Annotated in this window: 25 protein-coding genes; 17 read left to right on the top strand and 8 right to left on the bottom strand. The window is 36.2% G+C overall.

Annotation, left to right across the window (positions count from 1 at the left end; genetic code table 11):
- Positions 1 to 20: 20 nt before the first annotated feature.
- Positions 21 to 1,346 (top strand): DEAD/DEAH box helicase, encoded by a 1,326-nt coding sequence (locus ACTB0X_RS00830; protein WP_463023073.1) that lies wholly within the window; start codon positions 21 to 23, stop codon positions 1,344 to 1,346.
- A complete protein-coding gene (locus tag ACTB0X_RS00825) occupies positions 1,343 to 2,188 on the top strand; it encodes a CvfB family protein (protein ID WP_463023072.1) in 846 nt (281 codons plus the stop codon). The genes ACTB0X_RS00830 and ACTB0X_RS00825 overlap by 4 nt, the downstream gene beginning before the upstream one ends.
- Before the next feature lie 76 nt (positions 2,189 to 2,264).
- On the opposite strand, the gene ACTB0X_RS00820 is transcribed toward ACTB0X_RS00825, so the two are convergent.
- Positions 2,265 to 3,548 carry a DUF2130 domain-containing protein gene (locus ACTB0X_RS00820; protein ID WP_463023071.1) on the bottom strand — a complete coding sequence of 428 codons (1,284 nt, stop codon included), beginning with the start codon at positions 3,546 to 3,548 and terminating at the stop codon, positions 2,265 to 2,267.
- A gap of 48 nt (positions 3,549 to 3,596) precedes the next feature.
- Positions 3,597 to 4,361, bottom strand: coding sequence for a S1/P1 nuclease (locus ACTB0X_RS00815; protein WP_463023070.1), 765 nt, complete (start codon positions 4,359 to 4,361; stop codon positions 3,597 to 3,599).
- Positions 4,362 to 4,548: 187 nt separating this feature from the next.
- On the opposite strand from ACTB0X_RS00815, the gene ACTB0X_RS00810 reads away from it, so the two are divergent.
- From ACTB0X_RS00810 to ACTB0X_RS00800, 3 genes are all read left to right on the top strand, one after another.
- Entirely contained in the window at positions 4,549 to 5,280 is a 732-nt protein-coding gene (locus tag ACTB0X_RS00810) for a hypothetical protein (RefSeq protein WP_463023069.1), read from the top strand.
- Positions 5,281 to 5,310: 30 nt separating this feature from the next.
- On the top strand, positions 5,311 to 5,835 hold the full coding sequence (locus tag ACTB0X_RS00805) for an outer membrane beta-barrel protein (RefSeq protein WP_463023068.1): 525 nt from the start codon (positions 5,311 to 5,313) through the stop codon (positions 5,833 to 5,835).
- Positions 5,836 to 6,019: 184 nt separating this feature from the next.
- Complete coding sequence (locus ACTB0X_RS00800; protein WP_463023067.1) at positions 6,020 to 6,748, top strand: hypothetical protein; 729 nt, start codon at positions 6,020 to 6,022, stop codon at positions 6,746 to 6,748.
- Positions 6,749 to 6,757: 9 nt separating this feature from the next.
- Here the strand turns inward: ACTB0X_RS00800 and ACTB0X_RS00795 are convergent, their stop codons facing one another.
- Entirely contained in the window at positions 6,758 to 7,162 is a 405-nt protein-coding gene (locus tag ACTB0X_RS00795; RefSeq protein ID WP_463023066.1) for an acyl-CoA thioesterase, read from the bottom strand.
- A 67-nt stretch (positions 7,163 to 7,229) separates the two neighbouring features.
- On the opposite strand from ACTB0X_RS00795, the gene ACTB0X_RS00790 reads away from it, so the two are divergent.
- The 3 genes from ACTB0X_RS00790 to ACTB0X_RS00780 all read left to right on the top strand — a co-directional run bounded on the left by ACTB0X_RS00790 (position 7,230) and on the right by ACTB0X_RS00780 (position 11,878).
- Positions 7,230 to 7,676 (top strand): universal stress protein, encoded by a 447-nt coding sequence (locus ACTB0X_RS00790; protein WP_463023065.1) that lies wholly within the window; start codon positions 7,230 to 7,232, stop codon positions 7,674 to 7,676.
- 132 nt (positions 7,677 to 7,808) lie between these two features.
- Positions 7,809 to 9,422: an ABC-F family ATP-binding cassette domain-containing protein gene (locus ACTB0X_RS00785; protein WP_463023064.1), complete on the top strand. Its 1,614-nt coding sequence runs from the start codon at positions 7,809 to 7,811 to the stop codon at positions 9,420 to 9,422.
- Between the two features lie 359 nt (positions 9,423 to 9,781).
- Positions 9,782 to 11,878, top strand: a complete 2,097-nt coding sequence (locus ACTB0X_RS00780) for an amino acid carrier protein (protein WP_463023063.1) — start codon at positions 9,782 to 9,784, stop codon at positions 11,876 to 11,878.
- 890 nt (positions 11,879 to 12,768) lie between these two features.
- On the opposite strand, the gene ACTB0X_RS00775 is transcribed toward ACTB0X_RS00780, so the two are convergent.
- Complete coding sequence (locus ACTB0X_RS00775; RefSeq protein WP_463023062.1) at positions 12,769 to 13,095, bottom strand: GIY-YIG nuclease family protein; 327 nt, start codon at positions 13,093 to 13,095, stop codon at positions 12,769 to 12,771.
- A gap of 395 nt (positions 13,096 to 13,490) precedes the next feature.
- Here ACTB0X_RS00775 and ACTB0X_RS00770 point away from each other — a divergent pair, with 395 nt between their 5' ends.
- The 7 genes from ACTB0X_RS00770 to ACTB0X_RS00740 all read left to right on the top strand — a co-directional run bounded on the left by ACTB0X_RS00770 (position 13,491) and on the right by ACTB0X_RS00740 (position 18,076).
- Positions 13,491 to 14,366 carry a CE1 family esterase gene (locus ACTB0X_RS00770; protein ID WP_463023061.1) on the top strand — a complete coding sequence of 292 codons (876 nt, stop codon included), beginning with the start codon at positions 13,491 to 13,493 and terminating at the stop codon, positions 14,364 to 14,366.
- A gap of 89 nt (positions 14,367 to 14,455) precedes the next feature.
- Positions 14,456 to 15,046 (top strand): YdeI/OmpD-associated family protein, encoded by a 591-nt coding sequence (locus ACTB0X_RS00765; protein ID WP_463023059.1) that lies wholly within the window; start codon positions 14,456 to 14,458, stop codon positions 15,044 to 15,046.
- A gap of 2 nt (positions 15,047 to 15,048) precedes the next feature.
- On the top strand, positions 15,049 to 15,480 hold the full coding sequence (locus ACTB0X_RS00760; RefSeq protein WP_463023058.1) for a DUF1801 domain-containing protein: 432 nt from the start codon (positions 15,049 to 15,051) through the stop codon (positions 15,478 to 15,480).
- A 22-nt stretch (positions 15,481 to 15,502) separates the two neighbouring features.
- Entirely contained in the window at positions 15,503 to 16,039 is a 537-nt protein-coding gene (locus ACTB0X_RS00755) for a GNAT family N-acetyltransferase (RefSeq protein ID WP_463023057.1), read from the top strand.
- A 4-nt stretch (positions 16,040 to 16,043) separates the two neighbouring features.
- Positions 16,044 to 16,622: a Crp/Fnr family transcriptional regulator gene (locus ACTB0X_RS00750; protein WP_463023056.1), complete on the top strand. Its 579-nt coding sequence runs from the start codon at positions 16,044 to 16,046 to the stop codon at positions 16,620 to 16,622.
- Between the two features lie 68 nt (positions 16,623 to 16,690).
- On the top strand, positions 16,691 to 17,560 hold the full coding sequence (locus ACTB0X_RS00745; RefSeq protein WP_463023055.1) for a lysophospholipid acyltransferase family protein: 870 nt from the start codon (positions 16,691 to 16,693) through the stop codon (positions 17,558 to 17,560).
- Positions 17,561 to 17,620: 60 nt separating this feature from the next.
- Positions 17,621 to 18,076, top strand: a complete 456-nt coding sequence (locus ACTB0X_RS00740) for an SRPBCC family protein (RefSeq protein WP_463023054.1) — start codon at positions 17,621 to 17,623, stop codon at positions 18,074 to 18,076.
- Here the strand turns inward: ACTB0X_RS00740 and ACTB0X_RS00735 are convergent.
- Genes ACTB0X_RS00735 through ACTB0X_RS00720 form a run of 4 tightly spaced genes read right to left on the bottom strand, consistent with a single transcriptional unit; the run spans position 18,046 to position 23,236 of the window.
- A complete protein-coding gene (locus ACTB0X_RS00735; protein WP_463023053.1) occupies positions 18,046 to 19,455 on the bottom strand; it encodes a TolC family protein in 1,410 nt (469 codons plus the stop codon). The two genes, ACTB0X_RS00740 and ACTB0X_RS00735, sit on opposite strands and share 31 nt — an antisense overlap.
- Positions 19,445 to 20,812, bottom strand: a complete 1,368-nt coding sequence (locus ACTB0X_RS00730; protein ID WP_463023052.1) for an HlyD family secretion protein — start codon at positions 20,810 to 20,812, stop codon at positions 19,445 to 19,447. Before ACTB0X_RS00730 ends, ACTB0X_RS00735 begins: the two co-directional genes overlap by 11 nt.
- Position 20,813: 1 nt before the next feature.
- Entirely contained in the window at positions 20,814 to 22,535 is a 1,722-nt protein-coding gene (locus ACTB0X_RS00725) for a peptidase domain-containing ABC transporter (RefSeq protein WP_463023051.1), read from the bottom strand.
- Between the two features lie 8 nt (positions 22,536 to 22,543).
- A complete protein-coding gene (locus tag ACTB0X_RS00720; RefSeq protein ID WP_463023050.1) occupies positions 22,544 to 23,236 on the bottom strand; it encodes a TetR/AcrR family transcriptional regulator in 693 nt (230 codons plus the stop codon).
- A gap of 236 nt (positions 23,237 to 23,472) precedes the next feature.
- Here ACTB0X_RS00720 and ACTB0X_RS00715 point away from each other — a divergent pair, with 236 nt between their 5' ends.
- The gene (locus ACTB0X_RS00715; protein WP_463023049.1) at positions 23,473 to 24,384 is read left to right on the top strand and encodes an oxidoreductase; all 912 of its coding nucleotides are present in this window, start codon (positions 23,473 to 23,475) and stop codon (positions 24,382 to 24,384) included.
- A gap of 4 nt (positions 24,385 to 24,388) precedes the next feature.
- The gene (locus tag ACTB0X_RS00710; RefSeq protein ID WP_463023048.1) at positions 24,389 to 25,030 is read left to right on the top strand and encodes a carbonic anhydrase; all 642 of its coding nucleotides are present in this window, start codon (positions 24,389 to 24,391) and stop codon (positions 25,028 to 25,030) included.
- Positions 25,031 to 25,103 lie beyond the last annotated feature (73 nt).

Here is a 25,103-nt window from a genome sequence, read left to right as displayed (position 1 = left end):
ATCCTCCTTAACTTTGCCGCATGCAAAAACTATCTCCAACATTGATCGATCGGCTGAATTATTTGGGTATTTCTTCACTCAATAAAATGCAAGAGGCCAGTATGGAAACCATGACTAAAAGTAATAATCTATTGTTGCTTTCGCCGACTGGAACAGGAAAAACATTGGCTTTTTTGTTGCCACTCCTAGAAAAAATTGACATTGATTCCAATACCAATCAGACCATAATAATTGCCCCTTCACGGGAATTGGCCATTCAAATAAATGATGTTTTTAAGTCGTTACAGACAAAAATTCATTCCAGTTTATGTTACGGTGGACATTCCATCGACATTGAAATTCGCAACCTCTCCTCTGCTCCACAATTGATTATCGGAACACCTGGGCGAATCGTTGATCACATCAAACACGACCGAATTTCTCCTCAATTTGTACACACGTTAATTTTAGATGAATTTGATAAGTCGCTAGAAGTTGGCTTTGAAGAGGAAATGCGTGTCATTGTAGAGCAGTGCACCAAATTGCAGAATAGAATCTTATGTTCTGCTACAAATGCCGTTCGGATCCCTGATTTTGTAGGATTTGATAAGTACAAAGAGTTGGATTTTATCAACCAAAGTCAGACCAATGAAAATGTAGTGATGAAACGAGTGATTTCTCCTGACAAGGACAAATTAGAAACACTAGATCATTTGTTACGAAACATTGGCAACCATTCCACCTTAGTATTCTGCAACCACAGAGAATCGTTAGAAAGAGTTCGTGAATACTTGGATGACCAAGGTTTTGTGGCCGAAATATTTCATGGTAAACTAGAGCAAAACTACCGGGAATCGGCACTGATTAAATTTAGAAACAAAAGTTGCAATATTTTAATTGCTACAGATTTAGCAGCTAGAGGAATTGATGTAGATGAATTGGAATACATTATTCACTATCACATACCGAGAAAACTAGAAGAATTTACACACCGCAATGGACGTACCGCGCGGATGAATGCTTCGGGAACGATCATTTTATTGCAATCTGATCACGAAGAATTGCCTGATTATGTGATTGACCACATCGATGTTTGGGATATCGATCGAACGATGGAGGAAATAGAAGATCCTGAATGGGAAACATTATACATTGGAGCCGGAAAAAAAGAAAAAGTCAATAAAATAGACATTGTTGGGTTTTTGACCAACCAAGGAAAGGTGGATAAAAACGACATAGGATTGATCACTGTAAAAGACCACTTTAGCTATGTAGCAGTGAAACGCGATGGAATCGTTCAGTTGATCAAGAAAATAAGAAACGAGAAAATAAAGAAACAAAAAGTCAAAATAGAAATAGCCAAATGATTGAGTTAGGAAAATACAATACGTTACGAGCGGACAGAAATACTGAACCTGGAGTTTATTTAGAATATGAATTGGGAGAAGCCGTTTTACTTCCTCATAAATATGTGCCATTAACCCTTCGTTTGGGCGATATGGTTAAGGTTTTTATCTATGCTGACAACGAAAATAGAATAATTGCAACCACCCTAACGCCAAGTATGTGCTTGCACGAATTTGGACTCTTAAAAGTCAATTCGATTACAGCTTACGGTGCTTTTGCTGAATGGGGCGTGGCGAAAGACTTGCTTATTCCATTGAAAGAGCAAGCTAAAAAACTGCAAGAAGGACAAACTACTATTGGGTATTTGTTTGTGGATGAAGTGACTGGTCGTTTGACTGCATCTACCAAATTGTCAAGATACATGAGCACTGAAAAGCCGGATTTAAGAGTCGGTGACGAAGTGGATATTCTAGTAGCAGATGGAACAGACTTAGGTGTGCAAGTCATCGTAAATAATTCTCATTGGGGAATGGTGTACGACGATGACATTATTGAACCCTTATTAAGAGGAAGCCGACACAAAGCGTTTGTACGTAAAGTTCGTGAAGACAACAAACTAGACATTGCTTTAGAAAAAGATGGGTACAAAAAAGTTGAACCCAATGCACAACGAATTCTGGATGCAATGAAAGAAAACAACGGCGTTTTAAATTTGACAGACAAATCAGATCCTGAAGACATTAGAGATCAAGTATTGATGAGCAAGAAAACGTTTAAAAAAGCAGTTGGAATGCTTTACAAAGAAAAGCGAATTACGATAGAGGATAATTGTATTCGATTAATAGTCCAAGAACAAGAATAATACTGACATCAAAAAGCCCTTTAGAATCAACCTCCTAAAGGGCTTTTTACTTTAATATTGAAGGATTTCCCAATTTTTAATCCAAATCCAAAATCTCCTGATCGTCATCATCTTCCTCGCTACCTGGAAGCTCCAAAGCTTTCACAGTTCCGATCGCATTTCCTGCAATTCCTTTGATGGAACCATACATATCTATGGTATTCGTGACTACCTTTTCGATTTGTTTTTCACGGCTTTTCCAGATGCGTTGCATGCTTCTTTTCTCTGACTCCAAGTCATTTTTCATGGTAGTAAACCCTTCAACTATTGCTTCAATTTGAAGCTTGAATGCATTACTAGTCAGAAAGTCGTAAAGCATCCCCATTTTATCGCCTTTGTTCTCTTGAGAAGCAATTGCTGCACTCAATCGGATGATGGATTCACGCAAAACATTGGACAAGCCTTTAAACTCTTCAAAGGTGCAAATCCAAATGCCTTCTTTCATTCCCAAGCGATCCATTCCGGCAGGCATCACCTCAGTGACCAATACCCCAATATCGGCTCCCTTATCTCTGATGTCCGCTTTGAATTTTTCGATCCAAGTGGGCTGAAAGTCTTTCGTGCGTTTGCTTTCGTAACAAATTTTTCCACAATTGGCTTTACTTCTGGTATTCACAATTTGAACACAATCCGCTCCTCTAGCTCCTTTCTTCACTTCTTCAATCGTATCCAATGGAAAAGTTGCTTCTAACCACTCTTCTATCGCCAATTCTTGAACTTCACCTTGCAATTGCATAGAACCTTGCTCCTGCTTGCGTTTCATTTCTTCGGTCAGTTTCTTCTGATCCTCCAATTGTTTTTGAAGTTCTTTTAAGGCCAATAGATTACGTTCTTCTTCAGATCGTCTAATTTTATCTTTTTCGGTTAAAATAAGCTGATTGAACTTCTTTTCAGCAGCCATTTCTATTTCTTCTTTCAGCTCTAATTTCTCTCGCTTTAATCGTTCTAAATCAGCTTGCAGCTTATTGTATTCTCGCAGTTTATCTGATTTCTCTTTCAGCTCCAATTGCATGGATTTAAGCTGTTCAGAATTCTCCTCTGCTAATTGCTTCTTCAACTTATCATTCAGTAAAAGCCGCTCTTCCTTAAGTTTCGTTTCCAACCGCTCTTTAAACAACTCATTTTCTCGCTTTTTAACTTCCTCAAACTGTCGTTTCTGTTCTTCAAACTTTTCAGTATCCGCAGCTTGTTTGCGTTGAACATCTTGTAATTGCGCATCAAATTTCTTTTTTAAATCACCTTCAAGTTGATGATAAAGAATTTGATTCACATCAATAGCGGTGTGACAATTTGGACATTCTATTTTAGTTTGTTGTTCCATGCTTTAAGTATTCAAAGGGTTAAAAAGGAGTCAGCTAAGTTAACTTTTCTACTGGTAAATTGAATTCAAAACACCTGCTAATCGCACTCCACCTTTCAATAATTGGTCTTGCACAACACCCCAAAACTGATAGGAATACTCATACCCTATTTTCTCCAACCCATTGTCAGGATAAATGGTTTCTCGAATAGATGCGGACTCATCAGCCCATTGTGCTGTCGTTAACGATTGCCATTCTTTGACTTTTTGCGGTGTTGTAAAATCAATACTTTCCACTAATTCGGTATAGCTAAATTGCTTTTGTTCGATTAATTCGCTGTCCCAGATGCGATGCAGGTTACTATTGGAATAAAACCACTTGATTTTATAGTCATTTCCACCTCTATCTTTTCCGTTTCCAACGTGCAGCGGTTGATGAATGTCCCCTACTAAGTGAATCAAAAAACGCAACGCTTCCTTTTTCTGCTCAGAAGTTGAAGTGGTGTTTTTTAAAGTGGCGATCATGTCCTCTATTTTTTGAACGACTTCTCCTTCTTTACTTTTTTCCGACTCTTCATAGGTTTTTCCATTCGGAACGGTAGTATAATGCCAAGCATGGGTATGATCGTAAGCATCATCACTCTTAACATCATCCATCCAAGTGGAAGCAATGGCTAAACTTTCGGTTCCTAGAATTTTTTCAATTTCTGCTTTCGCTTTAGGAGTTAAATGATTCTCTGCAATTTTTCCTACTACACGGTGACCTATTTGGCCCCAAGCCATAGCTGCGGTAGTGCACAATAATAGTGCACCTGTGATTATTGTTTTATTCATTTTTATAAGAGTTGGTTAAAACTTAGGTCAAAGATACCTTCCTTTTTAAGACGAGAAGTTGGAAAGTTATCTTGTTTTTTCAACAGGTTGGAATTCTGGCAACTATTAAAATACGACAATTACCCTATGTAGATAATGTAATATCATGCAGATGTTTGTGTCATCATAAACTTAAAAACCAATTATCATGAAAACAAAAATTTTAACAACGGCACTTATTGCTATGATTTGTTTCACAGCATGTGAGAAAGAAGAAGACGTAAAACCAGAAACTCCAGTACCAACAGCACCAGCAAATGAATCTGCTTCTACAAATCCAGTACCGGCAGATGCAGATGGAGTATTAGTTGCAGTGAGTTCAAAATCAGGATCAGGATTATTTTCAATTACTATTGGAACAGGTGTAGCTTTATTTTATAAGGACAGCGCATTAGTGTCTGCAGGAAAAGTTTCGGTTAATTCTACTAATTTAACTCGATCAGAAGGAAATTCGTACTATTCAACTCCGGGTCCAGTTAATCCTTCAGGAATTGACTTCTCTACCGATAGAGATTGGACAGTTGAAGGTGGCAATGGCATTCCTGCATTTAGCTACAACAATAAAAATAGATCAATGCCAACTGCAGGTGAAAACACATCTCCGGATAATGTTAGTAGAAGCGCAGATTATACTGTTTCAGTAACTACTTTATCAGGAGCTGATTCTGTTTTATTTGTCTTAGGTAATTTAACTTATACAGCTGCTGGAAATACAATTAGCCACACCTTTACTGCAGATGAAATTGCTGCAAATTTAAAAAATGGTCAGGCTGCAGCAATGGTTGTTCCTTACAACTTGAATGCAAGACAGTTCTCAGGAAAAAGATTTTACTTCATAAATGAAGCAGTATCCACTAAAGTAGTAACCGTACAAGAATAAATTTAATTATATCAAATAAAACTTAAAAAGATGAAAAAAATTATTATCGCAATTGCAATCGGATTATTCTGTTTCTCCACTCAGGCACAAACGTATGAAGAAGGAGATAATTTACTCAATGTTGGATTTGGTCTAGGTGCTACATTCGGTGCAGGTAAAACTAGTATTCCACCTATTTCAGCATCATTTGAACATGGTTTTACAGACAAAATTAGTGCTGGTGGATTTCTAGGCTATGCCGCTTCAAAAGAAGAATTCGGACCATATACGTTTAAATATTCTTATATAATTATCGGTGCTAGAGGTAGCTATCATTTTTACAATACAGATAAAATTGATGCTTACGGTGGTGCATTACTGGGATACAATATTGGCAACTCAAAAATTGAAGGACCAACAGGTGGTTTCGGTACCCCTGCAGCAGCTAAAGTAGGCGGAGTTGCTTTTGGAGTTCACGTTGGTGCTAGGTATTATTTCAATGACCAAATTGGTGCTTTTGCCGAAGTAGGTTATGGAATTGCACTTTTAAATCTTGGCTTAGCTGTTAAATTCTAGCAATATAGTTTTCTTTTAGGTGATGATCGCCCTTAATTTACGGAAGTAAATTGGGGCGATTTTTTTTACTTCAATTCTGTATCATTTTTCAGTGTTATATAGAATTAAAAAATCGGTTAATTACCGTATTTATAGACTAATTTTTAAACTATATATTTGTTTCATGTTGTAAGAAAATATAGCGATGAAAAAAAATGCTCTATTTGTAATTGTTATAAGTTTTAGTTTATTCGCTTGTAAAAAAGAAGATAAACCATTCATTTATCCCTCTCCTACACCTCCGAAAAACGAAAAAAATGAAAACAGTATAATTCCTGCTGATGCCGATGCAGCGCTAATGGCGAATCATATAGTCACTAAAGAAGGAAATGACACTATTTTAAAAGGAAGCGCTGTTGCCCTATTTTTTAAAAATAAGACCGATATTGTATCCGTAGGAAAAGTATCAATAAACTCACATGAACTTTCTATAAATAGCGAACAAGCCTATTATTTTGTGCCTGAATTGTCTGATTCTGTTGGGATTGATTATTCTTTTAAAATAGATTGGCAAGTGGAAGGTAAAAATTCATTCCCAAGATTCAATTATAATAACAGCAATTCAATGCCATCAATTGGCGATTTAATTTGCATCGATTCTATTGCAAAAAATACAGACTTTACACTAAATGTCAGTTCAATTTCCAATGCTGATTCTATCCTTTTTGGAATAGGAAATTTAACACATATCATTGCAGGAAATCAAACTAGTTATACATTTAAAGCGCAAGAGATTAATTTTGCTGAATTTGATGAGGAATTGTATATCTATGTCATTCCATACAATTTAAATCTGCAAAAGATATCAGATAAAAATATTTATTTTATAAATATGATTTCCTCATCGGGAAAATTCATTAAAGTGGTTCAATAATAGCCAACACTATTTCAAGGACTTACTCTTATCTAATCGATCATTGATGTATTCAATCTCCGTTTTACCATGAGGTTTTGGGTGTCCATGGTCTCCCAGATTTACCATTACTATTGTATTGATAGCAATGATTTCTTGACGAGTTTCCATGTTTCTAACTTCACATCTTAACGTTAATGATGATTTACCAAACTTTACTGGTTCCAGTCCAATCTCTAGGATATCTCCTTGCTTCGGTGAATTTATAAAGTTGATTTCAGACATAAATTTAGTCACCACTTTATGGTTATCTAATTGAATGATGGCATACAAAGCTGCTTCTTCATCAATCCATTGCAATAATCGTCCTCCAAAAAGTGAATTGTTTGGATTTAAATCTTCTGGTTTTACCCATTTTCTAGTGTGAAATTTCATTCGTTTATCTATTTTGAAAGTCTTAATTTTAAAGCAAATTTACTATCCAAAACTTAAAAAAACGACTATGAAAAATATATTGGTAGCTATAGAAGTGAATAACTCGGAGTTAATGAACAGAATGTTAGATTCTGCAGCTCAACTAGCAAAAGCATTTAATGCCAAATGTTGGTTGATTCAAATTGCAGCTCCAGATCCAGACTTTGTAGGTTACGAAGTTGGTCCGCAATATATTCGTGATTTTAAGGCCGATGAATTGCGTGAAATTCACCGAGAAGTGCAAATACAAACTCAATTACTAACTGCTAAAGGAATTGATGCTGAAGGGCTCATGATTCAAGGATCTACAGAAGAGATGATTTTGGCAGAAGTTGAAAAACTAAAAATTGATTTATTGGTCTTGGGAAATAAAAATCACGGACTCCTTCACTCCATTTTTATAGGAAGCATTACAGACGATTTAATAAAAGAAGCTAGAATTCCAATTTTATTGATTCCTGGAGAAGCTGAATAGATCATTTGAAATTCTAACACCCTTTAATTAAGATTAATAGTAGTCACAATGGAGTATTAAAAACCTCTTCTGTGGATACACTATTTATTGTCTGTTTTTATCAGTAATTTTGCGTTCTCAAAAGTATAAATCATGATTGAAGCACAAAACATTTCATTACAATTCGGTAAAAGAGTTCTATTCGACGAAGTAAACATCAAATTTACAGGCAATAACTGTTACGGCATCATCGGTGCTAATGGCGCAGGAAAATCGACTTTCTTAAAGATATTGGCTGGAGAAATGGATGCCAATGCTGGAAGGATCTACATCGAGCCTGGTAAACGAATGGCGGTGTTGAGCCAAAATCACAATGCCTTTGATAAATTTACCACCCTAAATACGGTAATGATGGGCCACAAAACATTATGGGCCATTATGCAGGAGAAGGATGCCATTTATATGAAACCTGATTTCAGTGATGAAGATGGAATCAAAGCATCTGAACTAGAAGCTGAATTTGCAGAAATGGACGGTTGGAATGCTGAAAGTGATGCTGCTGCCCTATTGAGTGGATTGGGAATTGAAGAATCTGAGCACTATAAAAACTTAGAAGATCTTTCAGGAAATCAAAAACTACGGGTGTTATTGGCACAAGCCTTATTTGGTAACCCTGATATTTTGATTCTGGATGAGCCAACCAACGATTTGGACATCAAAACCATTTCTTGGTTAGAGGATTTCTTATTGGACTTTAAAAACACGGTAATTGTTGTTTCTCACGATAGGCACTTTTTGGATACAGTTTGTACGAACATTGTAGACATCGACTTTAAGAAAGTGAGCTTGTTTACCGGTAACTATTCGTTCTGGTACCACACGAGTCAATTGGCTTCCAGACAGAAATCTAACCAAAACAAGAAAGCAGAAGAAAAGAAAAAGGAACTGCAAGAGTTTATTGCTCGATTTAGTGCGAATGCTTCTAAATCAAAGCAAGCAACAAGTAGAAAGAAATTATTGGATAAGATTAACGTAGATGAAATACAGGCCTCTACGAGACGTTATCCAGCCATTATATTTGATCAAAAAAGAGAAGCGGGAAATCAATTGTTGAACATCACCAACCTATCGAAGAAAATAGATGGAGAATATGTGTTCAAAGATTTGAACCTGAATGTCACCAAAGGTGATAAAATTGCTTTTTTAAGTCACGATGGAATCGCGGTAACAAAGTTGTTTGAAATATTGGACGGCCTAGAAAAAGCTGATACAGGTGAATTTGAATTTGGTCAAACCATTACAACGGCTTATTTGCCAAATGACAATGCTGAATTCTTTGTAGGAGATGACAACTTAGTAGATTGGTTGAGACGTTATTCTGAAGAAAAAGACGAAGTATACATTCGAGGTTTCTTGGGTAAAATGTTATTCTCAGGCGAAGAGTCGTTCAAAAAAGTAAGTGTATTATCTGGAGGAGAGAAAGTGCGTTGTATGCTGTCCAGAATGATGCTACAAAGTGCGAATCTATTGATTTTGGATGAACCAACCAACCACTTGGATTTGGAATCCATTACTGCATTGAACAATTCCTTGATGGAGTTCCCAGGAACAGTATTGTTTACTTCTCATGACCACGAGTTTACTCAAACTGTGGCGAACCGAGTAGTCGAATTAACTCCAAACGGAACCATCGACATGTTGATGACTTACGACGAGTATTTAGAAAGTGATAAAATTGATAACAAGCGAGCTGATTTGATCGCCTAACGATAACTTTTTTTCATTAGTGAAGAACCCTTTTACTGATTGCGGAAGCAAATGGTAAGAGGGTTTTGTATTTTAAGTGCCTAATGCTCATTCTATGAAGAAGAATTGAAAAGTATACTCCCCGAAAAAATGCACATTGTTTATCTATTTATTAACGCACATGGCTAACAGTACTGATTCTAAAACTAAGGTTTATAGATTTTGCTACTTTTGAAGGATTCAAGTATTTTTTAATCGTTTTTCAGGAAAATTCCTTTTAATATTCCATCGAATAGATTTAAAGGTTTTTTCAAATCCCATGAAAGAGCGTACTGAAATTCAACATTAAAATCAGTTTTTACCTAACTATTCTGTTATCTATGAACAAAATTTTAAGATTATTTTTCCCAACATTTTTACTTCTCATTTTATTCAACCAATCAAAAGCGCAAAATTATCCACAAAAGGATTCACTAATTATTGAGGTTGAAATTATCAACCCCTCCTCCTCTATCAATGATGGTAAAATCAGGTTAATGGCAAAAGGTGGCCAACAACCATACAAGTATCAATGGTCAGATCAAAACACCCCATTAAGTGCAGCCAATGCCTCCGGATTAATTGAAGGAGTCGAGTATACTGTGACAATTTCAGATGCTGAAAACAATCAAGTGAGTCAGAAAATTACCATTGAGGCAACTTCCATCACGGAACATTTCAATGCTGTATTTGACCCTGCAGTAAAGTTAATGAGTACCTTTTTATTTTGGGATCCCTTTGCAGCCATTGGAATATATGACCCAGTGGTGTATACTGATAAAGAGCTAATCAAAACTCCGAAATGGACAGCCACTACAGACAGTACTTTTATGTTAAAAAAGAAACTCGTTCAAGATGGAGATCAGGTTAAAAAAGGAGCTGAAATTGCTATTATATCTATTACTGATGGTTCTACTGTGACAGCAAAAGCCACGGCATCAGGCAAGGTGAAATTCAACGTAGCAGAGGGAAAAATCATTTTTAGTCCCAATAATACCAAAGACCTTATAGAACAAGGAGCGCAATATTTTGCTAGCAATTCTTTTGATGAAAAAAGACCACTTTTATATCCCAATGGAGAAGTCAGAAAGAATAGCATCCCTTTCATTGTAGTGTGGTTAATTCTAGGAGCCGCATTCTTTACAGTAAGAATGGGTTTCATCAACATTCGAGGCTTTAAACATGCCATAGATTTGGCAAGAGGAAAATACAGCGATCCCAATGCTCCAGGAAAAGTAACCCACTTTCAAGCATTGTCAACCGCAGTTTCTGCAACTGTTGGTTTAGGAAATATCGCTGGTGTGGCCGTAGCCATTTCCATTGGAGGAGCTGGCGCTACCTTTTGGATGATTTTAGCCGGCTTTCTTGGAATGTCTTCCAAATTTGTGGAATGTACACTAGGCGTGAAATACCGAGAGATAAAACCCAATGGAAAAATCTTCGGAGGGCCTATGAATTATCTGAAGTTTGGACTCGAAAAACGAAACCTCAAGGGATTGGGGAAGGTATTAGCAGGAGTTTTCGCTGTGCTTTGCGTTGGCGCTTCTTTTGGTGCAGGAAATATGTTTCAGTCCAATCAATCGTTTCAGATTATGGCCTCCCAATTTGAGGTATTGGAAGGCTTCGGCTTTTGGTTCGGAATAGGATTATCTTTTCTAGTAGGGATTGTAATAATTGGAGGTATTGAGAGCATTGCTAAAGTAACGGAAAAGATTGTTCCGTTCATGGCACTTATCTACGTCATTGCAGCACTCGTTATCATTGGAATTCACATAGAAAATGTAGGGGCTGCATTTTCGGCAATTTACAATGGCGCATTAAATTCAAGTGCTTTAAAAGGAGGTTTCATTGGTGTATTAATCATCGGTTTTCAACGAGCTGCCTTTTCAAACGAGGCTGGTGTTGGATCTGCAGCCATTGCCCACAGCACCACTAAGACGCACAATGCGCCATCAGAAGGATTTGTTGGATTAATGGAACCCTTTATAGATACAATAGTTGTTTGCACCTTAACAGCCCTTGTATTGATTTTTACTGGAATGCATGAAGTACCTGGTATAACTGGCGTTGAATTAACAGCCAAAGCATTTGGATCTGTTATTTCCTGGTTTCCGTATGTGCTAGCCATAGCCGTTTTTTTATTCGCCTTTTCAACCATGATTTCTTGGTCTTACTATGGAATGAGGGGATGGACTTATCTCTTTGGAAAAACGAATCAATCAGAACTGGCCTATAAAATTATATTCTTGGTTTTTGTGGTCGTAGGAGCTTCAGTAAGTTTAGGGGCAGTCTTGGATTTCTCTGATATGATGATCTTGGCCATGTCAGTACCCAACTTAGTTGGATTATACATTTTGTCTGGTGAAGTGAGAAAAGATTTAGCGAACTATTTACTCAAAAAGAAAGCTGGCAATTTAGGTAAACCTGATTCAGAATAAAGTAAACGAGCCAATGGATGCGTTTGAGTATAATTTTCAAGCCCCTTTTACTTGCGAAGGTAATTGGTAAAAGGAGGATTGTTTAGTAGAGTTACCAAATTACTTATTGCCTTTATTCAATTATTATCAGTTGTAATATGGAGCCTAAAGATGCTAAAAATAAACCAACTACAAAAAGAGTATTCCTTCATTTTTTTCAATTTTATACAAGAGGAATTGTTAATGGAATAATTGGGTTTTGCTTAGTGCTTCTTTTTACCAGCTATTGCTAATTCTTGTATTATCCTTCACTTTGGCTGTCAGTATAAACTACATTACTCAGCATGATAAGTTATAATAAGGATTTTGTTTTCAATTTGTCTCCTTCGACTCCGCTCAGGATGACAAATTATAAACTTCTCTGCTCAATGTGACAAATTATTTACATTCTGCTCAATGTGACAAATTTTTAACATTCTACTCAGTATGACAAATTATAAACTTCTCTGCCCAATGTGACAAATTATAAACTTCTCTGCTCAGGATGACAAGTTATAAACCTCTCCGCTCAATGTGACAAATTATTAACATTCTGCTCTTTGTGATATGAAAGTGAACATACTAATAGCAAGGGTTTTGTCACACTGAGCGATAGTCGAAGTGTTTAACAAAACAGTATGAAATTCTAATTTATTCTTGCCTTATCCTTCACTTTGGCTGTCAGTTTAAACTACACTACTCTGGATGATAAGTATTTATAAGCATTTTGTTTTTAATTTGTCTTACATTTCGACTCCGCTCAATGTGACAAATTATTAACATTCTGCTCAGGATGACAAATTTTGTCAGGCTGAGCGGAGTCGAAGTCATACAAAATTATAACATTGAGCCCACAGCAGAATAAGACAATTTTATTCCTTCTCCTTATTTAAATGACTTGTCTCATTCCTACAAATAGAAAGTGCTTTCAAATCCTCCCAGTTATCATTGATGATTGCTTCTTTCTTTTTCCGACTCCAGCCTTTTACTTTTTTTTCGAATGCAATAGCTTGATCGATGTATTTAAATTCATTCATAAAAACCAACTCTACTGGTCGCCTAGAAAAAGTGTAAGAATTAGGATTTATTCCCATATTATGCTGCTTAACCCGCAATTCAATATTATTGGTTACACCTGTATAGTATGAGCCATCTGCACACTTTAAGATATATACATAAAATCGAAAATCTTTGGACATGATCTAAAATTAGGATTTTAATGTCTTTTTTTAGATTAAAGAATCTACATAGTTCTTCCTTTTTACCTGCCTTGGCTATTGCCACTTTTATTTCGGCTGTCGCTCAGTATTTAGTCGAAGTCATACAAAATTGTCCATCTATGTGCCATCTGAAATTTTAATCCAGAACGGAAGTGTTTATAGAGAACATTGATATCACTTTTTGCTGTACAAAATAGTGCTAAATAAAAACCGTAATCCCAAATGTTTTTAAAATCCCACTTGATGGAATTTTGTATTTTTAACCAATTACAAACTGACACAAAAAATGGAGTATTTCAGTCTCCATCTGCTCAAACGCAAGACTTTTATATTTAATTAAATAAATAGAATCGTCCTCATTTAATTTAACTAGTATGAAAGGTAAAAGCGCTGCATCAATCATTCTAATAGGTCTACTTTTTACCACAAGCTGCAAAAAAGAAGAAGACCCGTACGCTGAATTTCTTAAATACATTTATGCCTCTGCAGGCAAAAATGCTATTGTATATAATTACAAAGGAGTGCAACGAGAATATTTACTCTACAAGCCAGATAGTTTGCCTAAAAATGCTCCATTAGTATTTGTTATGCATGGATATGGAGAAGTTGCAGAGAGGTATTACGTTGAGTTAGGGTTTAACGAAATTGCAGACACTGCTAAATTCGCAGTATGTTATCCACAAGGTGTAAATTTTACATGGGATGTCCTTTCCATTAATTCTATAGATGTTGGATTTTTAACCTCATTGGCTAAATCTTTGCAAAAGGAACATTCGCTAAGCAAAGAAAGAACTTTTGCGACAGGTTTTTCCATGGGTGGAGCAATGTCAAATCGACTAGCTCTTGATGGAAACGATGTGTTTAAAGCTGTTGCTCCAGTATCCGGGTTTGTATCTGGTAAGGTATGGTCGGCTAAAAAGCCTAAAAAACCAATTCCAGTATTCCTTATTCATGGAGATAAAGATGAAGTCATAAGTATTGATGGTGAATTGGATGGTCCATCCATTGTCGAGTTAGCAGATTACTATGCGGCATTTAATCAATGCCAAACTTCTGATTCTATTCAATTTAACTCAACTACATTTTCAATCTATTATAAAGATGGAAATAAGGATTATGAGACATGGCTTTATACTATTTCAGGCCATGGCCATGCATACCCAGGGGACAAAAGCCCAAAAGTTTCATCTTTTGATAAGTCAGGGTTTAATGGTGCGGAAGAAGTCTGGCGTTTTTTTAGTAAATGGTAGTATATGAAAACCTTGAAGTAAGTAGCAACAACAAAACAAGGTAAAAAAACACTTTTCTCCCACTTCCCGAAATTTTGTATTTTTATCCAATGGATAAAGTAGATGCATACATCCAAAAGAAAAAAGGATGGGAAAAAGAGTTGATTTTCTTGAGGGAAATTATTGGCCAAACTGAATTGGTAGAAACCATCAAATGGGGAGCTCCGGTTTACACTATTGATGGAAAGAATGTTCTTGGCATGGCTGCTTTTAAAAGCTATGTGGGCATTTGGTTCTTTCAAGGCGTATTTCTTACTGATTCTCATCAATTATTGGTCAATGCACAAGAAGGTGTCACCAAATCTTTGCGTCAAATTCGATTTCAGTCCATTGAAGAAATGGACACTTCTATTCTATTAGAATATTTTCACGAAGCCATTCAAAATCAAAAAGACGGCAAAGAACTAAAGCCATCTAAAAAAGCAAAAGTACAGGTTATTCCTGCTGAACTACAAGAAGCTTTAAAAACAGATAAGCAACTGCAAATTGCTTTTGATAAACTATCTCCAGGCAAGCAAAAAGAATATGCTGAACACATTGAATCTGCCAAACGAGAAGCCACCAAATTGAGCCGATTGGAGAAAATAATTCCAATGATTCTCAACGGAGTTGGACTGCATGATAAATACAAAAATTGTTAACCATGATACCAGTGATCCACCCCGATTTTGAGCACTTACTTAACAAAAAAGCGCCTTCATTGATTCAGTTGTATATTGATTTAAGGTCTTACATTTTGGAGCAGTTTCCAAACACAACTGAGATTTTGTACTATACACATGCATTAAGTTCTGTTTATTCAGTTTCTGATAAATTGGGAGATTCGTACTGTATGATAAACATTTACACCAATCATATGAATTTAGGATTTAATAAAGGTACTTTACTAGATGATCCTAATCAATTACTTGAAGGTACAGGAAAACTCATTCGTCACCTGCCTGTTTATGCTCCTAACGATTATAGAAATGACGCTGTTAAAAAATTATTAAACCAAGCATACAATAATGAGCTAAACGATTTACCTTCAAAAGGAAAAATAATAGCTAAAACCATTTCAAAAATTAAGTTTTGAAATAGCCTTTTACTTCCTATCCATGACCACCACCTACCTTTTCCAATCCGAGCGTTTAGGATTCCGAATATGGAACTCTGATGATCTAGCCCTGTTTTCAAGAATGAATCAGGATGAAGAAGTGATGCGTCATTTTCCTAAAACACTCACTGAATCAGAAAGTCAAGAATTTATTGAACGAATGGATAAAATGTACAACCGTTTGGGGTTCTGTTATTTTGCAGTGGATGAAATCAAAAGCGGAAAATTCATAGGTTTTATTGGCCTTGCAGAAAAGCAATTCGCAGATCAAACGGGAATATTTGTTGATATTGGTTGGCGTTTGGATCCTGAGTTTTGGAATAAAGGCTTCGCCACTGAAGGTGCTAAACGAATACTAGCGTTTGCGAAGAACGAACTCCAACTAACGGAAATCATTTCCATTGCCCCTGCTTCCAATATTAACTCCATAAACGTAATGAAGAAAATCGGAATGCATTACGAAAGAAACTTTAAGTTTGATGTGTTAAAAGAATACCCAGCTTTGGAAGACTGTGTATGGTATTCAATAAATCTGTAATCAAATGGTTGACAAACTAAAAGAACTCCTGATATCGAGCTGGGGAATAACTGCAGAAGAAGCTCAACGGATTATTCACTTATTTAAATTTCAAGAATTGCCGAAAGGTACTTTTCATACCAAAATCGGAGATCGGCATCCCCATTTGAGTATTATAATGGATGGATTTCTGAGAGTTTATGCAATTACTGAAAACAAAGAAGCCACCCAATGGATTTCCTCTCCATCAGAGTTAATTACTGATTTATCAGGATTTATATTTCAGCAACCCGCTCGATGGAACATCCAGTGCCTCACCAATGTAACGGTATTTACCATTAGCCAAAAACAGTATCAATCACTTTCTCAGCTGATTGAAAACTGGGCAGAAATCGAAAAACGATTCATTTCTAGTTGTTTTATTCATATTGAAGATCGGGTCTTTTCTTTTATTTCTCAGACCGCTTCTGAACGGTATCGTTTTTTGTTTAAACACAATAGAGCCCTTATTAACCAAGTTCCTTTAACTTATCTGGCATCAATGCTAGGCATGAGTCCTGAAACTTTAAGTCGAGTAAGGAGCAAAATGAAGGATTTTGATTAAGTCCATTTTAGCTTATATTGGAAGAGATTAGTTAATTTTACGCTCGTTAAAAAAAGACAATCTCCTCAATGCATTACAAAATAAAATACGCCCCATTTTATTTCCTCTCTCTACTCCCACTTTTCATATTGTATTGGTTTGCTGATTTTGCTTTTTTTGTATTGTATTACATCGCCGGTTACCGTAAAAAAGTGATTGAAGAAAATCTCCACATCGCTTTCCCAGAAAAGACGCCAAAAGAAGTACAACATATTGGAAAACAATTTTTAAGGCACTTTTGCACCATGATGATCGAGTCGCTAAAAAACCTGACCATTAGTGAGGCAGCCATTCGCAAACATCTGAAAGTAAAAAATCCGGAGTTGATTCAGAAATACTTTGAAGAGGGAAAAAGCATCACGCTATACACTGCACATCAAGGAAATTGGGAATGGTTGGCATTTTTACCCAAATTTGTCCCTCATCAAGTCACTTCTTTCTACCAGCCATTAAGTAATAAATACTTTGATGGATTGATGCAGTTAATTCGCAGTCGATTTGGTGTCATGTGTATCCCTTCTGATAAAGGATATCGAACCATTACAAAGCTTGATCAAGAGAACATCAAAACAATGAACATTATCATCGGTGATCAGCGTCCACGAAACAAAAGTGCCAAACATTGGATTTCATTTTTCGGTGTAGAGACTGCTTTTTTAGTCGGTGCTGACCGTATAGCGAGTAAAGGAAAGCATGTGGTTATTTTTCCTGCGTTTACACGAATTAAAAGAGGGTATTACGAAATTGAATTTCAGTTGATCACCGATAAAGACATTCCGAAAGACAATTACGATGTGATTACGGATTATGCAAAGCATTTGGAGGAAGCATTAAAAGCAGAGCCTTTTATGTGGTTATGGAGCCACAAGCGTTGGAAAGATCGTTTTCCAAAAGGGTAATTTCTTGACAAATGTCAAGCCGATTGATTTTTTGGCCGACTACTTTTGTCAAAAAAAAAGATGAAACCAACGTTAGCCATTCAAACAGAGATTACCATTGATAGCGCAGCAGAAGCGATTTGGAAAGTATTAATGGATTGGAAGCAATATCCAGAATGGAATCCTTTTATACAAAGCATTTCAGCACATCCAAAACAAAAGAATCACTTAAAGATTAACGTTCAAGGAATGAAGTTTGAACCGTTGATTTTACAGAATCAGCCTCCAACCCAATTTGAATGGATCGGGAAATTACTTGTAAATGGTTTATTCGATGGAAAACATCAATTTGAATTGATTAAAATCAGTGAAACCCAAACGAAATTTATTCACTCAGAGTATTTTTCTGGATGGTTAGTACCAATATTCAAAAGTCAATTATTGACTAAAACAAAAACCGGGTTTGAAGCCATGAATCAGGCGTTGAAATCTAGAGTAGAACAACTCTACTCTTCTCCCAAAAGTCCAAAAGAATAGGTGGTTTTCAACCGTGCTTTGTGGTTCTTGGTCAGAATTTCAATTTGCTTGATTTGCGCCCCAATAAAGCCCACTTCTCTGGAGTTTACCATGAAGAGTGAGCTTTCTCCTGCATTAAACAATTGGCGTTCTCCAGTCAATAAACGGTTGTAATCGATGACTGTTTGGGTATAGATGTCCAATTGTTCTTTGGTGGCTTCCCATTCGTTTAGTGAGGCGTTGATTTTATATAAAATCTCAGCTGTTTGGTTGCTAAAATCCAATTCGGCCTCTTGCATTTTGTAATTGGCCAATCGCAAGGCTCCACGCTCCTTTCTAAGCAATATGGGCATTGAAAACTCCAATCCCCAATTGTAATTATTGGAGTTGTATTGCTCAAATGGAGAATCGTTAATCGCTTCACTCAAGGCATTGTATTTCAAATTTAAAGTCGGTTTTAATTGTTCTCGTTTCAAACGCTGATCGATCGCAATTTGATCCATCTTCAATTGATATTGCTTCAATTTTGGATGTTGCATCACTAAGGTATCCCGCTGAGACAAATAAAATGGATCAACCGATTTTCCTAGAATATTCTCATTGACTTCTGGTTGTGTATTTTCTTCCAACTCCAAAGGAATCGTTCCATCGGCCCATAAAAATACCATTAAATAAGCTGCTGCATTATCATACTCCAATTGCGATTGACGAAGGGCTATTTGCCTATTTTGCAACTGAATTCCGGCTTCAACAGTGTCCATAGCAGGCTGATCACCTAAACTCGCATTTTGCTTCACTCCCTGATAGCGCACATTTGCCAATTCTACCGCTTCTTGATAAACCCGATATACATTAAACGACTCAAACCAATCCCAATAGGCTTTACCAGATTGATACAGCAACTCATTTACCAATAATTGTCGCTCTGCAGCTGTCATTTCCTGATACAGTTGTGCTTTTCGCAACTCTGCTCTTCGGTCGTCTATGAATAAACCAGCTCCAATGGGTAAGCTTACTCCTGCATACCACAAACCGTTATTGGGTGTATTGTTTTCAGGATTCAAATAGTTTCCTTGATTCTGCTCGTATCCACCTTTTACTTCTATACCAAACCATGTGGGGATTTTTACACCAGCATCAATCAGACTATAGTAGTTTTTATCGTTGAAATATTTCTGGCTCACATCATTAAATAATTTTGGATCAAACCCGCCTCTAGCCTGCTGCAAGCTCGCCTCTCCTTGTTGAATTTTTAAATTCGCTTGCTTAGCAATGGGATGATGTGTTTTTACAATATCCATGTATTGATCAAACGACATGACTTTCCCGATGCTTTCTTGCGCATTTAGTTGGAAAACAACCATTATCAAAAACAAACTATAAATGATTCTACTTTTCATCGGTTGTCGCACTTTTTTCTTTGTTTCCGTTGTTATTAATTTTATAATAATCAGGAGGAAATCCATTAATTTTTCGCCATAGTTCGTACCAGATTGGAACATCTTTTAAGAGTAACATACTGCTAGCTCCTGCTCCAACTCTCAGCGCTTTTGGCCAAGAAACATCACTAGTATCCGGGGCTACCAAAACACGGTACATTCCATTTGGACTAATGTAGTTATCTATCGCATATACAGTTCCACCATAGGTGCCATAACTTGCACTGGGCCAACCCGAAAATACAATGGCAGGCCAACCGTCAAATTGAGCACGAACATGCTGACCAACTTCTAATAATGGAATGTCAATCGGCTGCACATACATGGCAATCGCTAAATCGTATTCCGCTGGCATAATCGTCAAGATCTCCTCTCCTTCTTTTATGGTTTCTCCAATACCTGATTGGACGGTTCTGATAATGTATCCATCTTGCGGTGCTGTAACATAATACAAACCAGAGCGAACGGAATAATTCATGTATTGATTTTGCAACTTAGTTACCACGGCTTCTGCATCATACATATTGGACAAGGCAGTGTATTTCTGTGATTCCGATTTGGCTACTTCATCTCGGTATTGCGATTTTATAGAAGTTAACTCCACTTTAGCATTTAACACTTCGTTTCTACTCGTCAATAATTTATTTTCATAAGAAATCAATTCAGCCTGCGATTTCTGGAGTGTCAACTTTCGTTTTTCAAGGTCTGTTAAAGATTTCAATCCATCATTATACAGTTTTTGCATTCGTTCAAACTGTTCCTCAGCAACTTGATAATTGATTTTTGCAGCTTGATAATCCATGCTGTCGCTTTTGATTTTCAAATACGCTTGCTTGAGTTTATTCTCTGCTTGTTGCAACTTTAATCTACCCGTTTGAGAGAGTGCATCAATCTGAATATCTAATGCTTTCACTTTTTCCATGTAGGAGTTCACCGACATTTCTTTGGCTTTTAATTGCTGCTCGGTGTTCACCAATAAGTTTGGATCTAAATAATCATCCTTCACTTCGGTCAGGTATAAAATGGTGTCCCCTTTCTTTACATTATCTCCTTCTTGCACGAACCATTTTTCAATCCGACCAGGAATAATGGAATGGATAGATTGTTGTCGTTGATTGGGTTTTAAAGTAGTTATATTCCCTTTAGATCGAATATTTTGCGTCCACGGCAAAAAGAAAAATAGAAACAATGCGATAGAAAGGCCGGTGATTACCCGGATTAACCTCCTACTCGATTCCATTCGCTCAACTTTCTCTAATGAAGGATAATTGCCGTTCTTCAGTTTTCGAACAGAACTATTTGAAGATATATTCAGCATATTATAAGTTTATAAAGTTGATGACTTCTTTCATTTCATTGTAGGTTCCATATTTTAAAATAGAGCCATTGTCCATAAAGACTATTTTGTCGCATCTTTCTGCCAAATGTCGGTTGGAAGAAATGGAAACCATTGTCCAATTGTTGCTTTTATCTGTTAAGAAATCAATAATCTTTATGACATCTTTTTCATCAATACTTTCAAAAGCATTTTCCAAAAGCAGCAATTTCGGTTTAGAGGCAATACTTCTTGCTAGTAAGATTCGGCTAACCACACTCCTAGGTAGCTTTTTCCCAAAAGGATCCAATGGGCTATCGAATCCTTTTGGTAAGGTCTTTATAAAGTCAGACAATCCCAATTGCTGAGCTGCCCATTTCACATTTTCAAATGGAACACTAGAACGACCAACAGAAATATTCTCGGTTACGGTACCTTCAAAAAGCTGCTCGTGGCTAAGGTATCCACCTATCTCTGTACGCAGAGAATTCATCTGCAAGTTATTTTTAGCAAATCCGCCATAAGTGATGGTCCCTTTTTGAACATCGAATAAACCAGAGATTAAGTTCAGTAGTGTACTTTTCCCTGAACCATTTTGCCCTGCTATCATCAGATTTTCGCCTTTTGCTATTGTTAACGACAATTCTTCAATGGTATTTTTATTGTATCCTGGATAAGCAAAATCAATTTTATCCAAAACTACTTCCAACCCTTTTCCTGAGGATTCTTTGCACAAGTCGATACCCTCGTTCTCATCCAATGTTAAGTCTGTTACTTCGCCTACTTTCTCCAATGAAGTCAGTACATCATAAATGGTTTCCAAACTCAAGACCAATTTCTCTACAGAATTAATTACCAACAAAATAATGATTTCAGCAGCTACAAATTGACCAATATTCATACTTTGTTCAATTACTAACAACCCTCCAATAATTAATAATCCTGTAGCTACAAGCACTTTAAAAAGCACCATCATAGAGAACTGCTGCACCAATATTTTGAAATGACTTTGGCGTGCCTCGATGTAACGTCCCACATGACCATCCACTTTTTCTAATGGCAAGTTGGAATCTCCGGCTAATTTAAAACTAGTGGCCGTGCGAGCAACCTCTTCTAACCAATGGGCTAATTCGTATTTATGCTTCGATTCTTTTATACTTGTTTTCAATCCTCGAACTGAGGTATATCGAAAGATAACGAACACCAAAACCACCAAAACAAAACTAAAAAGGATAAAGAACGGATGGTAAAATGAAAGCAGAATCAAACCAAAAATGACTTGTAAGGCGGCAGATGAAAAATCAATTAGAATTTTCGAAAGTCCTTTTTGAACCGACATAATGTCAAAAAAACGGTTCATTAATTCAGGCGCATAGTGTTGATACAACCGCTCCATTTTGATCTTCGGAATTCGATAGGCAAATTCAAATGCAGCTCGTGCAAATATTTTCTGCTGAATACTTTCCGTAATTCTCAATTGATAAATTTGTAGTATTCCTGAAAATCCAATTCCGGCAACCACAAAGAAAACCAATACAATCCATGAGGTACTCACCAATCCTCCCTGAATTAAATTGATGATGGCTTGTATTCCTAATGGCAATGATAAATTGATCAATCCATTAAAAATCGAATACACGTAAACGTTTCGAATTTCTTTTTGGTCGGGCTTCAAAAGTCTCCAAAACCGTTGAGTTGCTGTTAAGGTGGTCGTCTCTTTCTCCATTGTTCTGATTACTTTACTTTACGTGAATCCATTATTGTTTTTAAAACCATATCGGTGTAAAAAGCAGATATGGCATCTTCTCCTTTAATCACATCCGTTAACCTCGGCAAATGCTCAGCAAAATAATGCTGGTGATGTGCACCTTCAATGACTGTTGATATTAACATATGTGGATATTTATACTTTGGATTAATCTCTAAAATTATATCGCTTATCCGTTCCACAAATTGCTTGTAATCAGAATAAGCTCCTTCTTTATTATCAATGTCTACTTCCTTTGTTAAATAAGCTTTAGATGATTCACTAATCACAATACGATTCAATTTAACTAAATTAATATCTATATAAGCGTTATTGTCTAAAACTTGTTCAGTAATGAGTGAAATAGATCGTTCCAGTCTTTCTTTAGCAGAATTAACATTGGTCGTAGCAAATACCAATCGATACTCCATCCAGCCCCAATACCAAGAAGAAAAGTACAACAATAATTTATGTTTGCTTTCAAAGTATCGATAAACAGATGCTTCAGTGGAGTTAATATGTGTCGCTAATTTCCTAAAAGTAAATGCATCAAAACCAATTTCATCAATTAATTCTACGCCGCCACCAATAATTCGTTTACCTAACTCGCTAGAATCCGGATATTTGATATACAGTTTATCGTTTACTTTGATTTCTAATTTTGATAAAAAACGATCCATTCAAATAGTTTAAGTTGCAAACTTAATAGTAATACTATTACACTTGTAAGTAAGTTTGTGTTTTTTGCTTTTTTTAACAAGATCTAATTGATAACAATCACACATTTAAATTATTGAATGAAAGAAAAGTAAATACTTCCCTATTCTTTTTATTTAACAATCTGATTCGTTGCTGATAAAAAAAGAGTACCCAACCACCAATAAACATTAACTTCGTTAACAAAATAATTTGACCAATGGTTAGTTACAATTTAAAGGACATCAAAAATCAAAGTGGAAAGTTAGCAATAGTAACTGGAGCGAATGATGGCCTTGGATTTGAGACTACCAAATTTTTTGTATCAAAAGAAATCGAAGTGGTAATGGCTTGTCGGAATTTGGACAAAGCCAATACGGCGATGCAAGCGATAAAAAAGAAGTTACCTAACGCCAAGCTATCCATTATTAAGTTGGACCTAAGCTCATTGGATTCAGTTCAAAATTTTGTAGATAGTTTCAATTCCAAATACGACAAATTGGATATTTTGGTCAATAATGCTGGAATTATGATTCCCCCATTTTCATTGACTGAAGATGGTTTTGAGAGCCAAATGGGCGTGAATTATTTTAGCCATTTTTTATTGACTAATCTATTGATGGATAAACTAAAGAGCACTCCCAATTCGAGGGTGGTTTCGTTGAGTTCAATTGCCCACAAATCAGGAAAAATAGATTTTGACAACATCAATAGTAAAGGAAAATACAACAAAGTTGCAGCTTATTCTCAAAGCAAATTAGCTTGTCTTATTTTTTCAAAGGAATTAGACCGCAGACTAAAACAAAACAATAGTACAGTAAAATCAGTTGCAGCCCACCCAGGAGTTTCAGCCACTAATTTATTTCAATTTTTACCAACTTGGGTAAAAATCATTTCGCCAATATTCGAGCCTTTATTTTCTCATTCACCTGAGAAAGCTGCTCAACCAATTATTATAGCTGCATTACATGATGCCATTTCTGGTGGAGACTACATTGGGCCATCCGGATTCAACGAAATGAAAGGCAAACCTGGGCAGGCAAAAAGCACTGAACTTGCTAATGATATGGAAGTAGCCAAACAACTTTGGTCTTTATCCGAACAACTAACAGACAACACTTTTAATATATAAATAGATGACAACGTACGACGAAATATTTGAAAACAATCAAAAATGGATTGAAGGAAAAAAAGCCACAAACGCTGACTTTTTTAAAAAACTAGCAGAAGGACAAAACCCAAACTTCTTATACATTGGATGTAGTGACAGCCGTGTAACTGCTGAAGAATTAATGGGTGTAGAAGCCGGTGAAGTTTTTGTTCATCGAAATATTGCGAATGTGATTGCCAATACTGACCTAAACGCCATGAGTGTAATCGATTATGCAGTTGGTACGTTAGAAGTAAAACACATTGTAGTGTGTGGTCATTATTTTTGTGGAGGTGTTAAAGCAGCGATGCAGTCGAAAGATTTAGGAATCTTAAATCCTTGGTTACGTAACATTAGAGATGTCTATCGTTTGCATAAGGATGAGCTAAATGCGATCACTGATGAAAATGAAAGATACAATCGATTGGTCGAATTGAACGTAGAAGAACAATGCATTAATGTGATAAAAACAGCTGTGGTTCAAAAAACATATTTGAAAGGTGGTTACCCATTGGTTCACGGTTGGGTCTTTGATGTTCAAAGTGGAAAGTTGATTGACTTAAAAATTAATTTTGCTGAAAAATTACATGAAATACAAGAAATATACAACTTAGGATCAGGAGAGTAAATCCTTCTTTTTATCATTTAATAATACACTAAATTAAAAGAATTGTGAAAACAACTTCTTTAATTTGGTGTTT

The organism is Acidiluteibacter sp., assembly GCF_055129545.1.
This window is presented reverse-complemented; position numbering and strand designations above follow the sequence as displayed.

Excerpts from the sequence above, each read along its gene's own strand:
- ACTB0X_RS00710 (WP_463023048.1), top strand. The coding sequence starts at position 24,389 with ATGACAACGTACGACGAAATATTTGAAAACAATCAAAAATGGATTGAA.
- ACTB0X_RS00740 (WP_463023054.1), top strand. The coding sequence starts at position 17,621 with ATGAAACCAACGTTAGCCATTCAAACAGAGATTACCATTGATAGCGCA.
- ACTB0X_RS00720 (WP_463023050.1), bottom strand. The coding sequence starts at position 23,236 with ATGGATCGTTTTTTATCAAAATTAGAAATCAAAGTAAACGATAAACTG.
- ACTB0X_RS00735 (WP_463023053.1), bottom strand. The coding sequence starts at position 19,455 with ATGAAAAGTAGAATCATTTATAGTTTGTTTTTGATAATGGTTGTTTTC.
- ACTB0X_RS00715 (WP_463023049.1), top strand. The coding sequence starts at position 23,473 with ATGGTTAGTTACAATTTAAAGGACATCAAAAATCAAAGTGGAAAGTTA.
- ACTB0X_RS00745 (WP_463023055.1), top strand. The coding sequence starts at position 16,691 with ATGCATTACAAAATAAAATACGCCCCATTTTATTTCCTCTCTCTACTC.
- ACTB0X_RS00780 (WP_463023063.1), top strand. The coding sequence starts at position 9,782 with ATGAACAAAATTTTAAGATTATTTTTCCCAACATTTTTACTTCTCATT.
- ACTB0X_RS00785 (WP_463023064.1), top strand. The coding sequence starts at position 7,809 with ATGATTGAAGCACAAAACATTTCATTACAATTCGGTAAAAGAGTTCTA.
- ACTB0X_RS00825 (WP_463023072.1), top strand. The coding sequence starts at position 1,343 with ATGATTGAGTTAGGAAAATACAATACGTTACGAGCGGACAGAAATACT.
- ACTB0X_RS00755 (WP_463023057.1), top strand. The coding sequence starts at position 15,503 with ATGACCACCACCTACCTTTTCCAATCCGAGCGTTTAGGATTCCGAATA.
- ACTB0X_RS00790 (WP_463023065.1), top strand. The coding sequence starts at position 7,230 with ATGAAAAATATATTGGTAGCTATAGAAGTGAATAACTCGGAGTTAATG.
- ACTB0X_RS00775 (WP_463023062.1), bottom strand. The coding sequence starts at position 13,095 with ATGTCCAAAGATTTTCGATTTTATGTATATATCTTAAAGTGTGCAGAT.
- ACTB0X_RS00830 (WP_463023073.1), top strand. The coding sequence starts at position 21 with ATGCAAAAACTATCTCCAACATTGATCGATCGGCTGAATTATTTGGGT.
- ACTB0X_RS00795 (WP_463023066.1), bottom strand. The coding sequence starts at position 7,162 with ATGAAATTTCACACTAGAAAATGGGTAAAACCAGAAGATTTAAATCCA.
- ACTB0X_RS00750 (WP_463023056.1), top strand. The coding sequence starts at position 16,044 with ATGGTTGACAAACTAAAAGAACTCCTGATATCGAGCTGGGGAATAACT.
- ACTB0X_RS00810 (WP_463023069.1), top strand. The coding sequence starts at position 4,549 with ATGAAAACAAAAATTTTAACAACGGCACTTATTGCTATGATTTGTTTC.
- ACTB0X_RS00730 (WP_463023052.1), bottom strand. The coding sequence starts at position 20,812 with ATGCTGAATATATCTTCAAATAGTTCTGTTCGAAAACTGAAGAACGGC.
- ACTB0X_RS00770 (WP_463023061.1), top strand. The coding sequence starts at position 13,491 with ATGAAAGGTAAAAGCGCTGCATCAATCATTCTAATAGGTCTACTTTTT.
- ACTB0X_RS00805 (WP_463023068.1), top strand. The coding sequence starts at position 5,311 with ATGAAAAAAATTATTATCGCAATTGCAATCGGATTATTCTGTTTCTCC.
- ACTB0X_RS00815 (WP_463023070.1), bottom strand. The coding sequence starts at position 4,361 with ATGAATAAAACAATAATCACAGGTGCACTATTATTGTGCACTACCGCA.
- ACTB0X_RS00760 (WP_463023058.1), top strand. The coding sequence starts at position 15,049 with ATGATACCAGTGATCCACCCCGATTTTGAGCACTTACTTAACAAAAAA.
- ACTB0X_RS00800 (WP_463023067.1), top strand. The coding sequence starts at position 6,020 with ATGAAAAAAAATGCTCTATTTGTAATTGTTATAAGTTTTAGTTTATTC.
- ACTB0X_RS00725 (WP_463023051.1), bottom strand. The coding sequence starts at position 22,535 with ATGGAGAAAGAGACGACCACCTTAACAGCAACTCAACGGTTTTGGAGA.
- ACTB0X_RS00820 (WP_463023071.1), bottom strand. The coding sequence starts at position 3,548 with ATGGAACAACAAACTAAAATAGAATGTCCAAATTGTCACACCGCTATT.
- ACTB0X_RS00765 (WP_463023059.1), top strand. The coding sequence starts at position 14,456 with ATGGATAAAGTAGATGCATACATCCAAAAGAAAAAAGGATGGGAAAAA.